At 73.0% G+C, this 17,721-nt stretch carries 16 protein-coding genes; 9 read left to right on the top strand and 7 right to left on the bottom strand.

All coding sequences use genetic code 11. The features are described from left to right. Positions 1 to 93: 93 nt before the first annotated feature. Positions 94 to 942: a hypothetical protein gene (locus H1D33_RS19510; protein WP_181571779.1), complete on the top strand. Its 849-nt coding sequence runs from the start codon at positions 94 to 96 to the stop codon at positions 940 to 942. Between the two features lie 173 nt (positions 943 to 1,115). Here the strand turns inward: H1D33_RS19510 and H1D33_RS19505 are convergent, their stop codons facing one another. From H1D33_RS19505 to H1D33_RS19490, 4 genes are all read right to left on the bottom strand, one after another. Then, a complete protein-coding gene (locus tag H1D33_RS19505) occupies positions 1,116 to 1,613 on the bottom strand; it encodes a hypothetical protein (protein WP_181571780.1) in 498 nt (165 codons plus the stop codon). Positions 1,614 to 1,712: 99 nt separating this feature from the next. Beyond that, positions 1,713 to 2,060, bottom strand: coding sequence for a DUF779 domain-containing protein (locus H1D33_RS19500; RefSeq protein ID WP_181571781.1), 348 nt, complete (start codon positions 2,058 to 2,060; stop codon positions 1,713 to 1,715). After that, positions 2,060 to 3,565, bottom strand: coding sequence for an aldehyde dehydrogenase (adh, locus tag H1D33_RS19495; RefSeq protein ID WP_181571782.1), 1,506 nt, complete (start codon positions 3,563 to 3,565; stop codon positions 2,060 to 2,062). The genes H1D33_RS19500 and adh overlap by 1 nt, the downstream gene beginning before the upstream one ends. A 38-nt stretch (positions 3,566 to 3,603) precedes the next feature. Beyond that, positions 3,604 to 4,887: a helix-turn-helix domain-containing protein gene (locus H1D33_RS19490; protein ID WP_181571783.1), complete on the bottom strand. Its 1,284-nt coding sequence runs from the start codon at positions 4,885 to 4,887 to the stop codon at positions 3,604 to 3,606. Between the two features lie 154 nt (positions 4,888 to 5,041). Between H1D33_RS19490 and H1D33_RS19485 the strand changes: the two genes are divergently transcribed. Then, positions 5,042 to 5,701 carry an RlpA-like double-psi beta-barrel domain-containing protein gene (locus tag H1D33_RS19485; RefSeq protein ID WP_181571784.1) on the top strand — a complete coding sequence of 220 codons (660 nt, stop codon included), beginning with the start codon at positions 5,042 to 5,044 and terminating at the stop codon, positions 5,699 to 5,701. Positions 5,702 to 5,778: 77 nt separating this feature from the next. Here the strand turns inward: H1D33_RS19485 and gabT are convergent, their stop codons facing one another. Continuing rightward, a complete protein-coding gene (gene gabT, locus H1D33_RS19480) occupies positions 5,779 to 7,092 on the bottom strand; it encodes a 4-aminobutyrate--2-oxoglutarate transaminase (RefSeq protein ID WP_307755218.1) in 1,314 nt (437 codons plus the stop codon). 20 nt (positions 7,093 to 7,112) lie between these two features. Further along, positions 7,113 to 8,552 carry a gamma-aminobutyraldehyde dehydrogenase gene (locus H1D33_RS19475; protein ID WP_181571786.1) on the bottom strand — a complete coding sequence of 480 codons (1,440 nt, stop codon included), beginning with the start codon at positions 8,550 to 8,552 and terminating at the stop codon, positions 7,113 to 7,115. A gap of 142 nt (positions 8,553 to 8,694) precedes the next feature. On the opposite strand from H1D33_RS19475, the gene H1D33_RS19470 reads away from it, so the two are divergent. After that, on the top strand, positions 8,695 to 10,134 hold the full coding sequence (locus H1D33_RS19470) for an aldehyde dehydrogenase family protein (RefSeq protein ID WP_181571787.1): 1,440 nt from the start codon (positions 8,695 to 8,697) through the stop codon (positions 10,132 to 10,134). A 6-nt stretch (positions 10,135 to 10,140) separates the two neighbouring features. On the opposite strand, the gene H1D33_RS19465 is transcribed toward H1D33_RS19470, so the two are convergent. Beyond that, positions 10,141 to 11,376: an SUKH-3 domain-containing protein gene (locus H1D33_RS19465; RefSeq protein ID WP_181571788.1), complete on the bottom strand. Its 1,236-nt coding sequence runs from the start codon at positions 11,374 to 11,376 to the stop codon at positions 10,141 to 10,143. A gap of 78 nt (positions 11,377 to 11,454) precedes the next feature. Between H1D33_RS19465 and H1D33_RS19460 the strand changes: the two genes are divergently transcribed. The 6 genes from H1D33_RS19460 (at position 11,455) to nfi (ending at position 17,659) form a co-directional block, all read left to right on the top strand. Next, complete coding sequence (locus H1D33_RS19460; RefSeq protein WP_181571789.1) at positions 11,455 to 11,868, top strand: YbaB/EbfC family nucleoid-associated protein; 414 nt, start codon at positions 11,455 to 11,457, stop codon at positions 11,866 to 11,868. 3 nt (positions 11,869 to 11,871) lie between these two features. Continuing rightward, positions 11,872 to 12,228 (top strand): hypothetical protein, encoded by a 357-nt coding sequence (locus H1D33_RS19455; protein ID WP_181571790.1) that lies wholly within the window; start codon positions 11,872 to 11,874, stop codon positions 12,226 to 12,228. A gap of 24 nt (positions 12,229 to 12,252) precedes the next feature. Further along, positions 12,253 to 14,148, top strand: coding sequence for a WXG100-like domain-containing protein (locus H1D33_RS19450; protein ID WP_479686838.1), 1,896 nt, complete (start codon positions 12,253 to 12,255; stop codon positions 14,146 to 14,148). Positions 14,149 to 14,307: 159 nt separating this feature from the next. Further along, a complete protein-coding gene (locus H1D33_RS19445; protein ID WP_246411999.1) occupies positions 14,308 to 16,515 on the top strand; it encodes a toxin glutamine deamidase domain-containing protein in 2,208 nt (735 codons plus the stop codon). Beyond that, the gene (locus H1D33_RS19440; RefSeq protein WP_181571791.1) at positions 16,512 to 16,979 is read left to right on the top strand and encodes a hypothetical protein; all 468 of its coding nucleotides are present in this window, start codon (positions 16,512 to 16,514) and stop codon (positions 16,977 to 16,979) included. Before H1D33_RS19445 ends, H1D33_RS19440 begins: the two co-directional genes overlap by 4 nt. After that, positions 16,976 to 17,659 (top strand): deoxyribonuclease V, encoded by a 684-nt coding sequence (gene nfi / locus H1D33_RS19435; RefSeq protein WP_181571792.1) that lies wholly within the window; start codon positions 16,976 to 16,978, stop codon positions 17,657 to 17,659. The genes H1D33_RS19440 and nfi overlap by 4 nt, the downstream gene beginning before the upstream one ends. Positions 17,660 to 17,721 lie beyond the last annotated feature (62 nt).

The raw sequence follows: 17,721 nt of genomic DNA, 5'->3' as shown, positions 1-17,721 counted from the left end.
GGGTTGGGGTGGGGGTTGTGCACAAGGGAGGGTTGTCCACAAGTGGGGAGTGGTGGGGGCGAGGGGGAGTGCTCGGGGCGGGATGGTGGGCGCATGCCTACCGAGTTGTGGCGCACCCGGGAGTTGGTGCGGGCGCTCACCGTGAAGCGGGTACGGACGCAGGTCGAGCGGGAGGAGTTGATCCGGGTCCGGCGTGGGGTCTACGCGCCGACGCCGTACGACGACGAGGACGAACTGCGGGCACTCCTGCGGTGCCTTCCCGCCGGCGCCATGCTGGCGATGCAGACCGCCGCGCGGCGCCACGGGTTCGGCGTGCTCCGGGAGACCGCGGTGCACGTGCAGTTGCCGCCGGAGGTCGCCAAGCCGCGGCTACCCGGTCTCGTCGTCCACCACTCCGTGCTGCCCGTCCGGCCGGTGACCGTCGGCGGCCTGCCCTGCGTACCCGCCGCCCAGTGCGCGGTCGACCTGGCCCGACGCGCCCGGCGGATGGATGCCCTCCCGGTGCTCGACGCCGCGCTCCGCTCCGAGGCCGTGACGGTCGACGACCTCCTGGCGGAACTGCCCCTGCACCGGGCGCTGCGTGGCGTGCGGCAGGCGCGTGACCTCGTGCCGCGAGCGGACGGCCGCTCCGAGTGCCGGCAGGAGAGTCAGCTGAGGTTGTTGCTGCTGGACGGCGGACTACCCGTTCCGGAGCCGCAGATGTGGATTTACGACCGGTACGGCCTTCCGCGCTTCCGCATCGACCTCGGTTACCGCGAGCGGCGGGTCGGGGTGGAGTATGACGGGCTGTCCCACCTCGACCGGGACCGCCTGCGCCACGACCGGGACCGGATCAACTGGTTGGACGCGAATGGGTGGCGGATGCGCTACTTCACCGACCGCGACCTCTACCGCCGCCCCACCCACATCCTCACCACCCTCCGCACCGCCCTAACCCGCTAACCCCACCCCGTCCCCGCCCCGTCCCGTCCCCGTCCCCGTCCCCGCCCCACCCCGCTCCGCGATCTTGCACTTTCTGCCCCGACAAAGGGGCTCATCGGACTTATCGCGGGCACAAACTGCAAGATCGCGGGGAGGGGAGGGGGCAGGGAGGGGCAGGGAAGGGTAGGGAGAGGTCAGGGGTGGGGGCAGGCGGGGCGCAGGCGGAGGTGCTCGGTGGTTTCGGTGAGGGAGTTGGGCTCCACCACCAGGCGGGCCGTGGTGGTGGCGGGGCCGGGGCGGAAGGTGCCGGCGTCGGCGGGGATCGTGGCGGTCCAGGTGCCGGCGGTGCGCTCGTCGGTGCACGCGCCGATCACCCCGAACCCGAAGCCGGTGACCGAGGCGCGCCGCACCCGCTGGCCGAGGTGCACCTCGATGTAGGCCAGGCCACGCTCGTCGCCGCACGCGAACCGGCCGTGGACGGTGGCGGTGCGGGCGCGGACGTCGGCGACGCCGAACCAGTCGACCGAGATCGCCGGGGCCGAGATCGCCGGGGCCGAGGTCGCCGGGATTGCGGCTGCCGGGGCGGCGGCGGTCGGGGCGGCGACGGCGGCGCCGGGCGCGAGCCCGAGCGTGGCGACGGTGGCGGCCGTGGCGAGGCCGGCGGCGAGCAGGGGCTGTCGGACCGGGTGCATGCGCGGCTCCTGTCGGGCGGTGGTGGGATGACGCTCCGAAGTGGACGGCGTCAGCATCCCACCCCCGCGACCGCTCCGAGCTGCAAGATCTTGGACAGGTCAGTCGGCGAGCCGGGAACGGATGAGGAAACGGACACCCTCCGGGGCCTCCAGCGAGAAGCCGCTGCCCCGGCCCGGCACCACGTCGACGGTGAGCCGGGTGTGCTTCCACAGGTCCCACTGGGCCTTCGCCATCCAGAACTCCACCGGCTCGGGCACGCCGTCCACCGCCAGCGCGGCGAGCAGCACGTCCGAGCCGCCGGTGCGGAACTCGCCGGCCGGGTAGCACATCGGGGCGCTGCCGTCGCAGCAGCCGCCGGACTGGTGGAACATCAGCGGGCCGTGCTGCCCCCGCAGCGACCGGATCAAGCCGGCCGCCGCGGGGGTCAGGGTCACCGGGTCACCCATCAGAAGAAGCCCAGCTTCTGCGGGGAGTAGCTGACCAGCAGGTTCTTGGTCTGCTGGTAGTGCTCCAGCATCATCTTGTGGTTCTCCCGGCCGATGCCGGACTGCTTGTAACCGCCGAACGCGGCGTGCGCCGGATAGGCGTGGTAGCAGTTCGTCCAGACCCGCCCGGCCTGGATCGCCCGCCCGGCCCGGTACGCGGTGGTCATGTCCCGGGTCCACACGCCGGCGCCGAGCCCGTAGAGCGTGTCGTTGGCGATCTTCACGGCGTCGTCCAGGTCGGCGAAGGACGTCACCGACACCACCGGCCCGAAGATCTCCTCCTGGAAGATCCGCATCGAGTTGTCGCCCTCGAAGATGGTCGGCTCGACGTAGTAGCCGCCGGACAACTCACCACCGAGGTCCGCCCGTGCGCCACCGGTCAGGACCTTCGCGCCCTCCTGCCGCCCGATGTCCAGGTAGGACAGGATCTTCTCCAACTGGTCGTTGGACGCCTGCGCGCCGATCATCGTGTCGGTGTCCAGCGGGTGCCCCTGGCGCACCTGACCGGTCCGGTCCACGGCGGCGGCCAGGAAGTCCGCGTAGTGGCCCTGCTGGATCAGCGCCCGGGACGGGCAGGTGCACACCTCGCCCTGGTTGAGCGCGAACATGGTGAAGCCTTCCAGCGCCTTGTCCAGGAAGTCGTCGGCGGCGGCGCTGACGTCGTCGAAGAACAGGTTCGGGCTCTTGCCGCCCAGCTCCAGCGTGACCGGTTTGATGTTCTCGCTGGCGTACTGCATGATCAGCCGCCCGGTGGTGGTCTCGCCGGTGAACGCCACCTTCGCCACCCGCGGCGAGGACGCCAGCGGTTTGCCGGCCTCCACGCCGAAGCCGTTGACCACGTTCACCACGCCCGGCGGCAGCAGGTCGCCGATCAGCGAGAGCAGGTAGTGGATCGAGGCGGGCGTCTGCTCGGCCGGCTTCAGCACCACCGCGTTGCCGGCGGCGAGCGCCGGGGCGAGCTTCCAGACCGCCATCAGGATCGGGAAGTTCCACGGGATGATCTGCCCGACCACGCCCAGCGGCTCGTGGAAGTGGTAGGCCACGGTGTCGTCGTCGATCTCGCCGAGCGAGCCCTCCTGCGCCCGGATCGCCCCGGCGAAGTAGCGGAAGTGGTCGATCGCCAGCGGGATGTCGGCGGCCAGCGTCTCGCGTACCGGCTTGCCGTTCTCCCAGGTCTCGGCAATCGCCAGGGACTCCAGGTTCTCCTCCATCCGGTCCGCGATCCGGTTGAGGACGCGGGCCCGCTCGGCGACCGAGGTGCGACCCCACGCGTCGGCCGCGCCGTGCGCCGCGTCGAGCGCCTTCTCCACGTCCTCGGCGGTGCCGCGGGCCACCTCGCAGAAGGTCTGCCCGGTCACCGGGGTCGGGTTCTCGAAATACCTGCCACCGTGCGGCGTCACGTACTCGCCGCCGATGAAGTGGTCGTAGCGGGACTGCCAGTGGGTGGGGGCGTCGTAGCGCGTCATGGGTACCTCCGCCGTCCGTGAGGGGATGGCGGGAGACGCTAGTTTCCGCGACGTTGCAGCAACGTTGCGCGCGGCAGCGCGTACTCCTCGGCGAGCTGGCGGGCCCGGGCGACGGCGAGCGGCCGGCGGGGCGCGCCCGGCGGCAACGCCCGGGCCAGCGCCTGCCAGGCGGTCAGGTCGTCGGCGCCGGCGGGCGTCGCGGTCCAGGCCGCGAGCAGCCCCGGGTCCGCGCCGGCCAGCACCGCCGCGCGGACCTGGCCGTCGACCAGGCGGCGCAGTCGCGCCACTCCCGGCGCGTCGGAGGCGGGCAGCAGAGGCCCCGGGTACGCGCGCAGCGCCGCCGCCGGATCGCCGCGCTCCAGCAGCTCGGTGACGTCGAGGAAGTCGGCGCGCACCGGCCCGCGCAGCCGGTAGGGGCGGGAGTCGAGCAGCTCCTCGCCGAGCGCCCGCCGCAGCCGGGACATCTCGGCGCGCAGCGTGACCGGGTGCAGCCGGTCGTCGCCGTAGAGGTCGAGCCCGAGCTGTTCCCCGGTGCGCCCCTCCGGATGGTGCAGGAGCAGCACCAACAGTTCGCTGTGCCGCCGGCCCAGCCGGACGCGCCGGCCGCCGAGGCGCAGCTCCGCCTCGTCCCGGCCCAGCGCGGCCACGTGCGGCCCGGTCGGCGCGGCGGGCGCGGCGGCGGCCAGGAACGTCTCGGCGGCCCGGGCGGTGGCCCGGACCAGGGCGAGACTCTGCGGGCTGGCCAGGTGGTCGCCGCCGGTGATGTCGACGGCGCCGAGCAGCAGGCCGGTGACCGGGTCGTGGATCGGCGCGGCGGCGCAGGTCCAGCGCTGCACCGGCCGGACGAAGTGCTCGGTGGCGAAGATCTGCACGCTGTGGTCGACGGCGAGCGCGGTGCCCGGCGCGTTGGTGCCGGCGTGCGCCTCGTCCCAGCGGGCGCCGGGCACGAAGTTCATCCGCTCGGCGTGCCGGAGCACACCCGGGTGGCCCTCCACCCAGAGCAGTCGCCCGCCGGCGTCGCAGACCGCCATCAGGTGCGCGCCGTCCTGCGCGATGCCGCCGAGCAGGTCGCGGAAGAGTGGCAGCACCCGGGCCAGCGGATGCGCGGCACGGTAGCTGTCCAGCGCGTCGTCGGTGAGGTCGACCGGCGCGGTGGCCTCCGGGTCGAGCCGCGCGGAGCGTTCCCAGGACCGGCGGACCACGTCGCGTACCCGGCCGGTGGCGGTGCCGGCGTTGAGGAACGCCTCGTGGGCGGCGCCGACCTGCGCGATCCGCTCCGCCGGATCCGCGCCGAACTCCAAAGCGAGCCACGGGTCAGCCACAACCGACCTCCTCACCCCATGGTAGGGGGTAAGGCGGGGGCCCCGCTTAACGCCTTTGGTAGAGGCGGGGGCCCCGCTTAACACCGGCTGCGGTGAACGGCCGGGGCCTGCCGTCCGTATCAGGCGTCGAAGGACACCGACGACGGGAGTGAACGTGAGGGTGCAGCGTAAGCACGTGCTGGCGGCGACCGTGGCGGTGGCCGCCGCGGCGGTGGTCTCGGTGGGCACCGGGATGGGTTTCGCCGAGACCGCGCCGGCCGGGAAATCGGTCTGCGCCGGGTCGGTGACCTTCTCGGCCGAGGGCGGGGCGCCGGCGGCGACCAGCGACCGGTTCCCGGCCGGGACCAGGCTGCGGGTGACCAACCTGGACAACAACAGGGCGACAACGGTCACCGTGGTCGGGCCGTCGGGCAGTTGCGTGCTGCTCAACGCCGCCGCCATGGACCTGGTCCGGGAGCCGGGCAGGAACGTCATCCGCCGCAACGTGGTGGAACGCCTCGACGGCGCCGCCCCGGCACCCGGCGGGGCGCAGCCGGTCGAGACCCGGCCGGGCAACGCCCAGCCGATCGGCGGCAGCGTCTGCACCGGGTCGATCACGTTCTCCGCCGAGGGCGGGGTGCCGGCCGCCACCAGCGGCCAGTTCCCGGTCGGCACCCGGCTGCGGGTGACCAACCTGGACAACAACAGGGCGACCACGGTGACCGTGGTCGGGCCGTCGGGCAGTTGCGTGCTGCTCAACGTCGCGGCCATGGACGCCATCCGCGAACCGGGCAAGAACGTGGTACGCCGCAACGTGGTGCAACTGCTGCGCTGATCAGGGGTGGAACACCACGGGCGAAACCTGGGGGGATCCACGCCCGTGGTGTTCCACGATCAGGGGCCGACCAGGGGTCAGCCGAAGGCGGCGTCGAGGATGTCCAGGCCCCGGCCCAGCTCGCCGTCGGAGATCACCAGCGGGGGCAGGAAACGCAGCACGTTGCCGTAGGTGCCGCAGGTCAACGTGAGCAGCCCGGCCGCGTGGCAGGCCGCCGACAGCGCCGCCGTGGCCACCGGATCGGGAACGATCCCGCCCGGCCGCACGATCTCCACGGCGAGCATCGCGCCCCGGCCGCGTACCTCGGCGATCCGCGGGTCGCGGGCGGCGATCGCGCGTAGCCGCTCGCCCATCACCGCGCCGATCCGCCGCGCGGCGGCCGGCAGGTCCAGCTCGTGCATGGTGGCCATCGCCGCGAGCGCGGCGGCGCAGGCGACCGGGTTGCCGCCGTACGTGCCGCCGAGGCCGCCGACGTGCACCGCGTCCATCAGCTCGGCGCGCCCGGTCACCGCCGCCAGCGGCAGCCCGCCGGCCATCCCCTTGGCCAGCGTGACCAGGTCCGGCTCGACCCCCTCGTGCTGGCAGGCGAACCAGTCACCGGTGCGGCAGAAACCGGTCTGGATCTCGTCGGCGACGAACACCGCCCCGGCCGCCGTCGCCCACTCGCGCAACGCCGGCAGGAACCCCTCGGCGGGTACGACGAAGCCGCCCTCACCCTGGATCGGCTCGATCAGCAGCGCGGCCACGTTCTCCGCGCCCACCTGCTTCTCGATCATCTCGATCGACCGGGCCGCGGCCGTCGCCCCGTCCAGCCCGCCGTCGCGCAGCGGGTACGACATCGGCACCCGGTAGACCTCCCCGGCGAACGGCCCGAACCGGTGCTTGTACGGCATGTTCTTCGCGGTCAACGCCATGGTCAGGTTGGTCCGGCCGTGGTAGGCGTGGTCGAACACCACCACGGCGGGTCGGCCGGTGGCGTGCCGAGCGATCTTGATCGCGTTCTCCACCGCCTCGGCGCCGGAGTTGAACAGCGCCGACCGCTTCTCGAAACCACCCGGCGTCAGCACGTTGAGCTGCTCGCACACCGCCACGTACGACTCGTACGGCGCGACCATGAAGCAGGTGTGGGTGAACCGCTCGACCTGGGCGCGGACCGCCTCGACCACCTTCGGGGCGGAGTTGCCCACGTTGGTGACCGCGATGCCGGCCGCGAAGTCGATCCACTCCCGGCCGTCCACGTCGGTGAGCGTGCCACCGCTCGCCCGGTCGACGTACGCGTCGACGACGCTGCCCACCCCGCGGGCCACCGCCGACCCGCGGCGCTTGCGCAGCTCCTCGCTGGAAGACATCGGGTCTGAGCCTCCTTTCGTTCGCGACTGCGGGGCTCGCAAAACCGGCTCACTCCTCGCGCTCACCAGGCCTCGATGTTGTGCATGACGTGCTTGACCCGGGTGTAGTCCTCCAGGCTGTAGACCGACAGGTCCTTGCCGTGGCCGGAGTGCTTGAAGCCGCCGTGCGGCATCTCCGAGACGAACGGGATGTGCGTGTTCACCCAGACGCAGCCGAAGTCGAGCCGGCGGGTCATCCGCATGGCCCGCCCGTGGTCCCGGGTCCAGACCGAGGCGGAGAGGCCGTACTCGACGCCGTTGGCCCAGCGCACCGCCTCGTCCTCGTCGGAGAACCGCTGCACGGTGATCACCGGCCCGAACACCTCGTCCTGGATGATCTCGTCGGCCTGCCGGACGCCGGAGACCACGGTCGGGGCGTAGAAGAAGCCGCGCTCGCCGACCCGGGACCCGCCCGTCGTCACGTCCGCGTGATCGGGCAGGCGGTCCACGAAACCGCTGACCCGGGCCAACTGGTTGGCGTTGTTCAGCGGGCCGTAGAGCACGTCCGCGTCGTCCGGACCGCCGGTGCGGGTGTTGCGGGCCTGCTCGGTCAGCGCGGCGACGAAGTCGTCGTGGATACCCGGGCCGGTCAGCACCCGGGTGGCCGCGGTGCAGTCCTGGCCGGCGTTGAAGTAGCCGCCCACCGCGATCGCCTCGGCCGCCGCCGCGACGTCCGCGTCGTCGAAGATCACCACCGGGGCCTTGCCGCCCAACTCCAGGTGGGTCCGCTTCAGGTCCGGCGCCGCCGCGGCCGCGACCTCCATGCCCGCCCGGGTCGAGCCGGTGATCGACACGAGCTGTGGCGTCGGGTGGGAGACGAGGGTACGACCGGTGTCCCGGTCGCCGCAGACCACGTTGAACACGCCCGGCGGCAGGTGCTCGGCGGCGATCTCGGCCAGCAGCAGCGTCGACACCGGCGTGGTGTCCGACGGCTTCAGCACCACCGCGTTGCCGGCGGCGAGGGCCGGGGCGATCTTCCAGACCGCCATCATCAGCGGATAGTTCCAGGGCGTCACCTGGGCGCACACGCCGATCGGCTCCCGCCGCACGTAGGACGTGTGGCCGGCCAGGTACTCACCCGCCGAGCGACCCTCCAGCAGGCGCGCCGCCCCGGCGAAGAACCGCAGCTCGTCCACGGCCGGCGGCAGCTCCTCCTCGGTGGTGAGCTGCCGGGGCTTGCCGGTGTTGCGCACCTCGGCGTCGACCAGATCCGCGGCCCGCGCCTCCACCGCGTCGGCGAACTTCAGCAGCGCCCGCTGCCGGTCCGCCGGGGTGGCGTCCCGCCAGCCCTCGAACGCGGCGGCGGCGGCCGTCATCGCCGCGTCGACGTCCGCCGGCCCGGACACCGGCGCCTGGGCGAAGACCTCGCCGGTGCACGGGTCGACCAGGTCGGCGTAGCCGCCGTCCACCGGGTCGACGTACTCGCCGTTGACGAAGTTGCGCAGCTTGTGCTGGTCGCTCATCTCAAGTCTCCGAGAGGGTGGCCGGGAGGAAGGTCAGCGGAGGTTCTCGCAATCTGACTGCCATCTTGGCTACTGAATTCGAGGCAGACAAGGGTTTGGGCAACTGTTTCCGCGTGGGCGTCTCTGGTCTACGCTGCCGGACGTGGAGCCGAGAGTCTTCTATGTCGCCGGCCGCCCCGCCCACGGCGAGGGGGAACTGACCGTCACCCACCCGTACGACGGGCAGGCGGTGGGGCGTACCACGCTCGCCACGGCCGACCAGGTCGAAGCCGCCGTCGCGGGCGCCGCCCGGGTGGCCGCGACGGCCGCGGCGCTGCCCGCGCACGCCCGCGCGGCGGCCCTGGACCACGTCACCCGACGGCTCGCCGAACGGGCCGACGAGATCGCGGCGCTGATCACCGCCGAGAACGGCAAGCCGGTCAAGTGGGCGAAGGCCGAGGTCGGACGCGCCGTCTCGGTGTTCCGCTGGGCCGCCGAGGAGGCCCGGCGCTTCTCCGGCGACCTGCAACGCCTCGACACCGACCCGGCCGCCACCGGGCGGATCGCCCTGGTCCGGCGCGTGCCGCGCGGGCCGGTGCTCGGCATCACCCCGTTCAACTTCCCGCTCAACCTGGTCGCCCACAAGGTCGCCCCGGCGCTCGCCGTCGGCGCGCCGATCGTCGTCAAACCGGCCCCGGCCACCCCGCTCACCGCGCTGCTGCTCGGCGAGATCCTCGCCGAGACCGACCTGCCCGAAGGCATGTTCTCGGTGCTGCCGCTGCCCAACGAGCGCGCCGCCGAACTGGTCGCCGACCCGCGGCTGCCGGTGGTCTCGTTCACCGGCTCCGGGCCGGTCGGCGCCGCCATCCGCCGCACCGCCCACGACAAGCACGTCACGCTGGAGTTGGGCGGCAACGCGGCGGCGGTGATCTGCGCCGACTGGTCGTCGGACGACGATCTGACGTTCGCCGCGCAGCGCATCGCCACGTTCTCCAACTACCAGGCCGGGCAGTCGTGCATCGCGGTGCAGCGCGTCCACGTGCACGAACGCCTCTACGCCGACTTCCTGCCCCGGCTCGTCGCCGCCGTCGAGGCACTGCGCACCGGCGACCCCCGCGACGAGTCGACAGACGTCGGCCCGCTGGTCTCCGTCGCGGCCGCGCAGCGCGTCGAGATGTGGGTGGGCGAGGCGGTCGACGCCGGGGCCACCGTCGAGGTGGGCGGCCGGCGCGACGGCGCCACCTATCCGCCGACCGTGCTCAGCGGCGTGCCCGCCGACGCCCGGGTGAGCGCCGAGGAGGTGTTCGGGCCGGTGCTGGTGGTCGCCCCGGTCGCGGACGACCGGGCCGCGTTCGCCGCGGTCAACGACTCCGCGTACGGGCTCCAGGCCGGCGTCTTCACCCACCGGCTCGACGTGGCGTTCACCGCCGCCCGCACGCTGGAGGTCGGCGGCGTGATCGTCGGCGACGTGCCGTCGTACCGGGCCGACCAGATGCCGTACGGCGGGGTGAAGGGCTCCGGTGTCGGGCGGGAGGGGCTGCGCAGCGCCATGGAGGACTACACCGAGCAGCGGGTCACCGTGCTCACCGGGATCGACCTGTAGGGGCGGTCACCAGGTGCCGTCGTCGCGGACCCGGGCGGGGGCGCGACCGAGCAGCAGGGTGGTGAGGGCGGCGTCGACGTCCGCGCCGAGGAACCACTCGCCGGCCTGGTCGAGGGCGAAGACACGGCCGTGCTCGTCCACCGCGAGGATGCTCTCCTGACGCTCGCTGCCCAGCGGGAAGAGGCGGACGCCCAGGACCGCGCCGAAGTCGGCGAGGGTGTCGGCGGTGTGCGCGACCTTCCGGGGACGCACCTCGAACCGGGAGATCCACACTGCTTCGCCGGGGCCCTGGCGGGCACTCACCAGCCCGGGATAGGCGGTGAGTGTGGTCAGCGCGGCCGGGAAGGATGCATGGCCGTGCTGTGCCCCGCTGATCTCGGTGACCTTCCGGACCGAGGTGGCGGCCGACACCTCGTCCCCGAAGTGCGGCCGCCAGCCGGCGACCACGAGCGCGCTGGCGACCTCTGCGGGAAACCGGTCGGGGTCGGGCGGCGTCTGAGGGTCCGGGTGCCACTCCTCGGCAAAGGCCAGCTCCGGCCAGGGGAGCACCTCGAAGTGCACGAGGAACCTGATGCACGACTCGCAGCGGAGGTCGGTCGGCCCGGCGGCCGGATCGCCGGGCTCACGGATGCGGAAGAACTCGATGCGGCTGGTGCCCAGAAGCTCGCGTGCCTCCTCGACGGTCAGGGGTGCGAGCCCGTCGGCGGCCCGGCGGTGGTCGTGCTCGTGCGGCGCGTCCGAGACGACGATCATCTCGGCGTGCCGCTCGCCGCCCCGCACCAGGTGGCCGGTGGGCAGCTCGTCCAGGTAGGAGCGGACGAGCGGATGGTGGCGCAGCTCGACGTCACCCTTGGCGCCCTGCGCCACGTGCAGCCGGCCGTCGAGGGTGAGATGGGCGGCGGCGCCGGGTGTGGGCAGCCGGGTCAGCTCGCGGAGCAGCTGCCCGGCCGGTTCGACGGTGCGGGGGGCACGCGGTTCGGCCGGGCGGCGTTGCCGGTACATCCGCTCGACCGCGTCGGCCGGGACCCGGGGCCAGGTGGACACCTCGCCGGTCTCCTTGTCGATGACCGTGGTCGGCAGGTCGCCGGGCAGCGCACGAGCCTCGGTGGCCACCGTGGACACGATGAGGTAGCCCAGGTCGAACTCCTCGACCACCGGCGTGCAGGGGAAACCGAGGCGGTCGGAGTCCCGCCGGGCCCACACGGAGGCGATCTGCTCGGCCTGCTGTCGCTCGATCACCACCTGAAATTACCGGACCCCACGGATTTCGTGGCACCCGGTATGGTCGGCCCTACCCACGGTGACGGAAGGGGGGCGGCGGTGGCCGAGAGTGCGGACCGGGATGCGAACCGTGCACTGCGCGCGCGATTCGACGAGGTGTACGGCCAGTACCAGCGCCTGCGGTCCGGGCTGGACGAACTTCAGACCAGGCTGGCCGAGTTGCGGGTGACCGAGCGTTCCGACGACGGCCAGGTCACCGCCGTGGTGGGGGCGCGGGGTGAGCTGATCAGCGTCGAGGTGAGCCCGGCCGTGTTCCACGACCGTGACGCCCGGGCGTTGAGCCGGAAGATCACCGAAACCGTGCTGCGGGCCAACGCCGCCGCGGGTGCTGCCACCCGTGAGCTGGTCTCCGGCTATCTGCCGCCCGGCTCGCCGTCGGTGGAGTTCCTGCGTACCCACGATTTCGGCGCGTTGCTGGGCCGGGCCGACGCCGTCGCGTCGCGCGGCGAGTGACCGGTGGCCGGGGGAGAGATCTGGCTGGACGCGGAGCGGGCCCGGCGCGGCGGCGCCGACCTGGCCGCGACCGGCCGAGCCGTGACCGGGTCGCGGCGCGAGACCGGTGATCCGATCGCCGCCGCCGGCGCGCGACGACCGTGGGGGCGCGACGACATCGGCGCGGCGTTCGACAAGCACTACCAGGGCTACGCCGAGACGCTGCTACGGGCGTGGGAACTGCTCGGCCGCTCGCTCGACGGGATCGGCGCCGACGTGGTCCGCTCGGTCGCCGCGACCGTCGAGACGGACCTGGGCAACGCCCGTGACCTCGGGCAGATCCCGCACCAACGGCACAACCCGCACCGGCCCTGGCGCTGACCACCGGAGGATCCGCGCGTGAGCATGCTGCCCAGCCCGATCCCGCACCCGCTCGACTACTGCCCCTGGGACGTGCCCGGCTGGATCTACGAGGCGCTCGACTGGGTGGTCGGCGTGGAATGGCCCGAGGGCAACGAGCGCGCCGTCTGGGACCTGGCCGACCAGTGGTACGGCGTTGCCGGCGTGCTGGCCGGTCCACGCGACGACGCTGTCACCGCCGCCGGCGAGGTGAAGAGCGGCTACGGCGGTGTCGGCCTGGTGGCCCACGCGTTCGACACGGCGTGGGACAGGGTGGCCGGCGGCGAGGACGCGCCGCTGCACGTGCTGGCGGCGGCCACGGACGAGTTGGGCCGGCTGGTCGACTCCTGCGGTTGCGACATCGAGGGCGCGAAACTGGAGGCCTGGATCGAGCTGGGGATCCTGGTCGTGGAGCTGCTGTCCCTGGCGGTGGTCACCGCGCTCACCCTGGGCACGGCGTCACCGGCGGCCGGGGCGGCGATCGCCGCCACCCGGGTCGCGGTGCAGCAGATCTTCAAGCGGTTGGTGGCCCAACTGGCCCGCAAGGCGATCCGGGAAGGTCTCAAGGAGGCGGGTGAGCGGGCCGCCAAGGAGGTCGTCAAGAGCGGCGCCCGGGGGTTGGCCCGCAAGGCGGTGCTCGGCGGCCTGGTCGAGGCCGGGCAGGAGGCCGGCACCAACCTGGCCACCCAGGCGTACCAGAACTCCACCGGCCGCCGCGACGGCCTCGATCTGACCGACGTGGGCGCATCCGGGCTGGGCGGCTTCGCCGGCGGGGCGGCCGCGCCCCTCGCCGGTCTCGGCCGGCACGCGAGCGGGCGGTTCGCCCGCGTCGGGGAGCACTTCGGGCGGGAGATGGCCGGCGAGAGCCTCGCGGAGACCGCGGCGGGGCTGGCGACCGGCCAGGGCCCGTCACTGGAGGATCTGGCCCGTGCCGCGGTGTCCGGTGTGGGTGGTTCCGCCACCGGGCAGGCCGATACGGCGCTCCACCACCGGTTGGACGGGAAACTCGGTGGCCTGCCGGCCGCGCCGATCGGCTTGGACGTGCCGCCCGGCACCGATCCGGTCACGCTCGTCCCGGCGCAGCGATCACCCGAGTCCCCCGCATCCGTCCAGGCCGGTACGTCGGTGGTCGGTGAGACCCGGGCGGACCTCGCCGCCGCCCCCTCGACGACCACCCCGGTGACCGACGCCCAGGCCGCGACGCACCACCCGTCCCCGGTCGTCCTGGCGCAACCGGGGTCGGAGACGATCGACTCAGCGCCATCCACTTCGCAGGGCGCAGGCTCGGCATCGGTGACGACCGGTATGACGTCCACCGCGGTCACCAGCAACCCCATCCTGTCCTCGGTGACCGTCGAGGCGCCTGCCACCTCCCCGGCCGGCCCGTCCGACCTGAGAGGTGGCGCAGCCGTCATGCCCACCCCAGAAGCAGGAGTTCAACATCAGCCGGCCCCGACGCAGCCGGCCACGGCCCCGGCGGCTTTGAGCACCTCGGTTCCGGGCGCTCCGCACTCGGCGCTAACCCCGTCACCGGAGCGAGGCCTGCCGGGTGTCGACACCGTGCGATCAGCTCCGCCGACCGCCTCCCCGGCTCATCCGCCATCGGCGTCGGGGCCGGCGATGCCCGGCTCGGATGCGCGTCCCGCACCGAATCCCCGCTTCCCGCTGCTCGAGACGCTGGCCCCCGCGACCTCGCCGGGCCCGCCACCCCATGTCGTCCATCCGCAGAACCCGCTCACGCCGGACCACGAGGCGCTTCGGGAGCGGGCCGAACGCCTGGCCGCCGAGCGGGAGGCCTTCGACCGACGTCGTTACGACGGCTACCTGCGGTCTCAGCGGGACTGGTTCGAGGACCGCCGGCGACAGACCAGGGTGGACTGGCTCCACGAACGCGCCGACTAACACGAGGAGCGGGCGAGCGACTGGGCAGCCCAGGCCACGGAGTTGCGCCGCGCCGGACGGACGCTGGCGGCTGAACGGTGGCACCGGGAAGCGCACGAGGCCGGCCTGGAGGCGTCCGAGCTGCGTGACGAGGCGCGACAGGTGCTTGCCGGGAGGGTCGTGCCGGATCGGGTGATGGTCGAGGACGACCTCGACTTCTACCGGATCAACGACGACGTGGCCGACCTGGCGCTCGGCGCGGTGGAGACCACCGACGAGTCCGCGCTCAGCGGTTACGGCCACCCGCCGCCGGTCGACCGGTCGCGGCCCTACGGCCGCCGAGGCGGTCTCCGGCCACCGCTCGCGCTGCATCAGACCGACCTGGAACGGCAGATGCCCCGCAACCCGGACGGCAGCGTGGTTCGGACCGCCGATCCCCGGCGCGGCGGGTGGTTCCGGGTGGCCAATGACGGCGGGCCGGCCGCCGACGCCACCCGGGGCATCAACTGCCTCGACTGCACCCTGTCGTTCTTCGAGACCTGGATGCACGGCCGGCCCCGCGTCGCCGCGCCGCGTACCTTCGACGGCTACCTGGCGGGCGACGTCAGCCGGCCGGTCGGCGGTGAGGTGGACGGCCCGCTTCGGGTCGAGGAGACGACCGGCGGCCGGTTCCAGGACCTGTGCGGGCCGGATCGGTCCGGGTCCGGCGGTGCGGACCGGCGGAGGGCGGTCGAGCGCGGATACCGCGACCTGCACGCGCAACTCGCGTCGGGCGGGCACGGCAGCTACGCCTTCCTCATCACCAGCTTCGAGGGCGGCGGCTCGCACGCCTGGGTGGCGCTGAACCAGAACGGCACCGTCCTCTACCTCGATCCGCAGAGCGGCACGGTGGCGGACCAACCGCTCTACCGCCACAGCGGCTCCCCGTTCGTCGGCAACGTGGTGGACGTGGACGCCCTGGTCCTCGGCTCGGACGGCCGCCCGATGCCGCTCGCCGGCCGGCCACCCGGCAACTTCAACGTCCTGCCCGAGCCACGGCACCGAGCGGCGCCGCCCCGACTCCCGGACCCGCCGCCCGAGTACGTGGGAAGCGCGCCGGACTTCAACCGCGTCCACCTGCTCGGCGAGTCGACCACGTTCCACCGCCCGCCGAGCGCGTCGCTCCCGGGCAGCGCACCGTCGGCAGAGCCGGAGCCGGATCAGGTACGCGAGGCGCACCGTGACGCGCACGCGGCCCGGATCGCCGCCGGGCTCTACGTGCGGGACGCACTGGCCAGGAGCGACAGCCTGGGCGACGCCTTCGCCGCCGGAGTGACGCCTGTCGAGCTGGCGCAGCACGCCGACGGCCCGATGCTGCGACGGCTCGTGCCGGGGCTGGACGAGAGCGCGGCCGGTGACCTGAACCGGCTGTTCGCCGACCCCCGCGTCCAGCGGATGCTCGACCAGAGCTGGGAGGCGCCGCCCCGGCGTGAGGAGTTGCTGGCCGAGACGCTGGTGCGGCAGCTCGCGGAACGACCCGACCTGGTCCGGATGATCCTGGCGACACCGGAACTCGCCAACTCCCTGACGGCGAGGCCGGTGACCCTGCACCACCTGGCCAGCCACCAGCAGGCCATCGACGTATTGGACGACGTGCTTCGGGAGATTCGGGAGCGGGGCGGGACGGCCGTCGCCTCGACTCCCACACCTGCCGTCGAGCCCACTCCGCTCACCCGAGAACAGACCGGAGTGAGCCTACGATTCGAGGGCGAACGGCCGGTGGCCCGCCAGCCGGGCTTTGACAAAGCCCGAGCCGGCGACCTCGGGTACCGGAAGGCGTACCTCGATCAGATGTACCGGGATGCGGTGGTGGCGCAGCGTGAACTCGATTCGCTTGGTCGTGAACTGGCTGATCTCTCATCCGACCGAGCGGAGTACAAGCCCCGACCCGGGCCCAAGGACCGTGACCGAGCCGAGGACAAGATCGCGCGAAATGGTGGGCAAGCCGACCGCTTGCGAGATCTCGCCGCCGGCAGAGTCTCGTACCAGACGTTGGATGATCTCTACGCGGGGTTGGCGAGCCTGAGCAGCAATCCACGGCTTCAGGTGGCGAGATTCGAGGACCGGTTCCGCAACCCTCAGGACAGTGGATATCGAGACATCCAGTTGCTGGTGCGCACCTCCACCGGCCATGTCGGTGAGTTTCGGTTGCAGTTGGCCGCACTGGATCAGGTCGCTAAATGGGAGCACGCCCTGTACGAGGTGTGGCGCGACCTGGAGGCGGTACCGCGGAGTGAGGGCCGTAGCGTCTCCGTCGCGGAATCAGCGATCCGGAAGGGAATCGCCCGGCGCCAACGCGAACACTTCTGGGCCGCACTTCAATCGACCTTGAGCGGTGGACAGCGATGACAGGAGCGGCGGACGGGCTCGGCCTGGCCGGCTACTACGACTATTACGACACACCGGTGAAGATCGTGCCCACCCCGGAAGGGGGCCTGACCGCATGGCGACTGGATCGCGGAACGGGCGGTTGGCGGCCGGCCAATGACATCATCGACGAGATCGTGTTCGCCATGGGAGGCGAGATCTTCGTCCGGTCGGCCGACCGATTCGTGCAGCGCGTCGAGGAAGAGCGAGGGCTGAGCCTCACGGGTGACGGGCCGGTGTTCGCGCTCTACGAGACCGTGCGGGCGATCGAGGAGCAGGCCATCGCCGAGCGGCGCGCGTACACGCCGGAGGAGGCGGCGCTCGTCACGGGCATCCGGCGGCGGACCTTCGTGATGTTCGAGGAGCAGCTCCAGCGGGCCGGCGATCCCGGCGCCGACCCCTCCGTCGCGAGCGCCGCGACGGGCGGGGACGCCGAGCACTCGTGACGGTGCCCTACCGGCCGCCGGCCGACGTGGCGGAGGCCAGACGCGTACAGGAGGAGTTGCGGTCCCGGGTCGAGCTGGCCGGGCCAGGCCCGAGCGCGCCCACCGCGGTGGCCGGGCTGGACGTCGCGTACGCGGAGAGCGGTGACCGGCTCGCGGCGGCCGTCACCGTGCTCGACGCGGTCGGTCTCGACGTGGTGGACGAGGCGGTGCACGTGGGCCGGCCGGCTTTCCCGTACGTGCCGGGGCTGTTCGCGTTCCGGGAGATGCCGGCGCTGCTGGCGGCCCTGGACAAGCTGACCGTCCGGCCTGACCTGCTGGTCTGCGACGGGCACGGGGTGGCGCATCCGCGCCGGTTCGGGCTGGCCTGCCACTTGGGCGTGGTGACCGGGTTGCCGGCGATCGGCGTGGGCAAGACGCCGCTGGTCGGCTCGTGGGAGCAGCCGGGACCCCGGCGTGGGGACTGGGCCGAGTTGCGCGACGGCGACGAGGTGGTCGGGCGGGTGCTGCGGACCCGGGACGGGACCCGTCCGGTCTTCGTCAGTGTCGGGCATCGCATCGGGTTGGACGAGGCGGTGGAGCGGGTACTGGCTCTGACGCCCCGCTACCGGCTCCCGGAGACCACCCGGACGGCCGACCGGCTCTGCCGGCGGGCGCTCGTGGTGGGTGGTGACCCGGTCTGACCTCGGCCGCGTGTCGCGGCACACATGTCGAGCGTTCGATGAGCGGGGGTGCGGGTGGCCCG

The sequence above is a fragment of the Micromonospora ferruginea genome, assembly GCF_013694245.2.
Classification (GTDB): Bacteria; Actinomycetota; Actinomycetes; order Mycobacteriales; family Micromonosporaceae; genus Micromonospora; species Micromonospora robiginosa.
The sequence above is the reverse complement of the archived record's forward strand: the minus strand, read 5'-3'. Positions and strand labels throughout refer to the sequence as shown.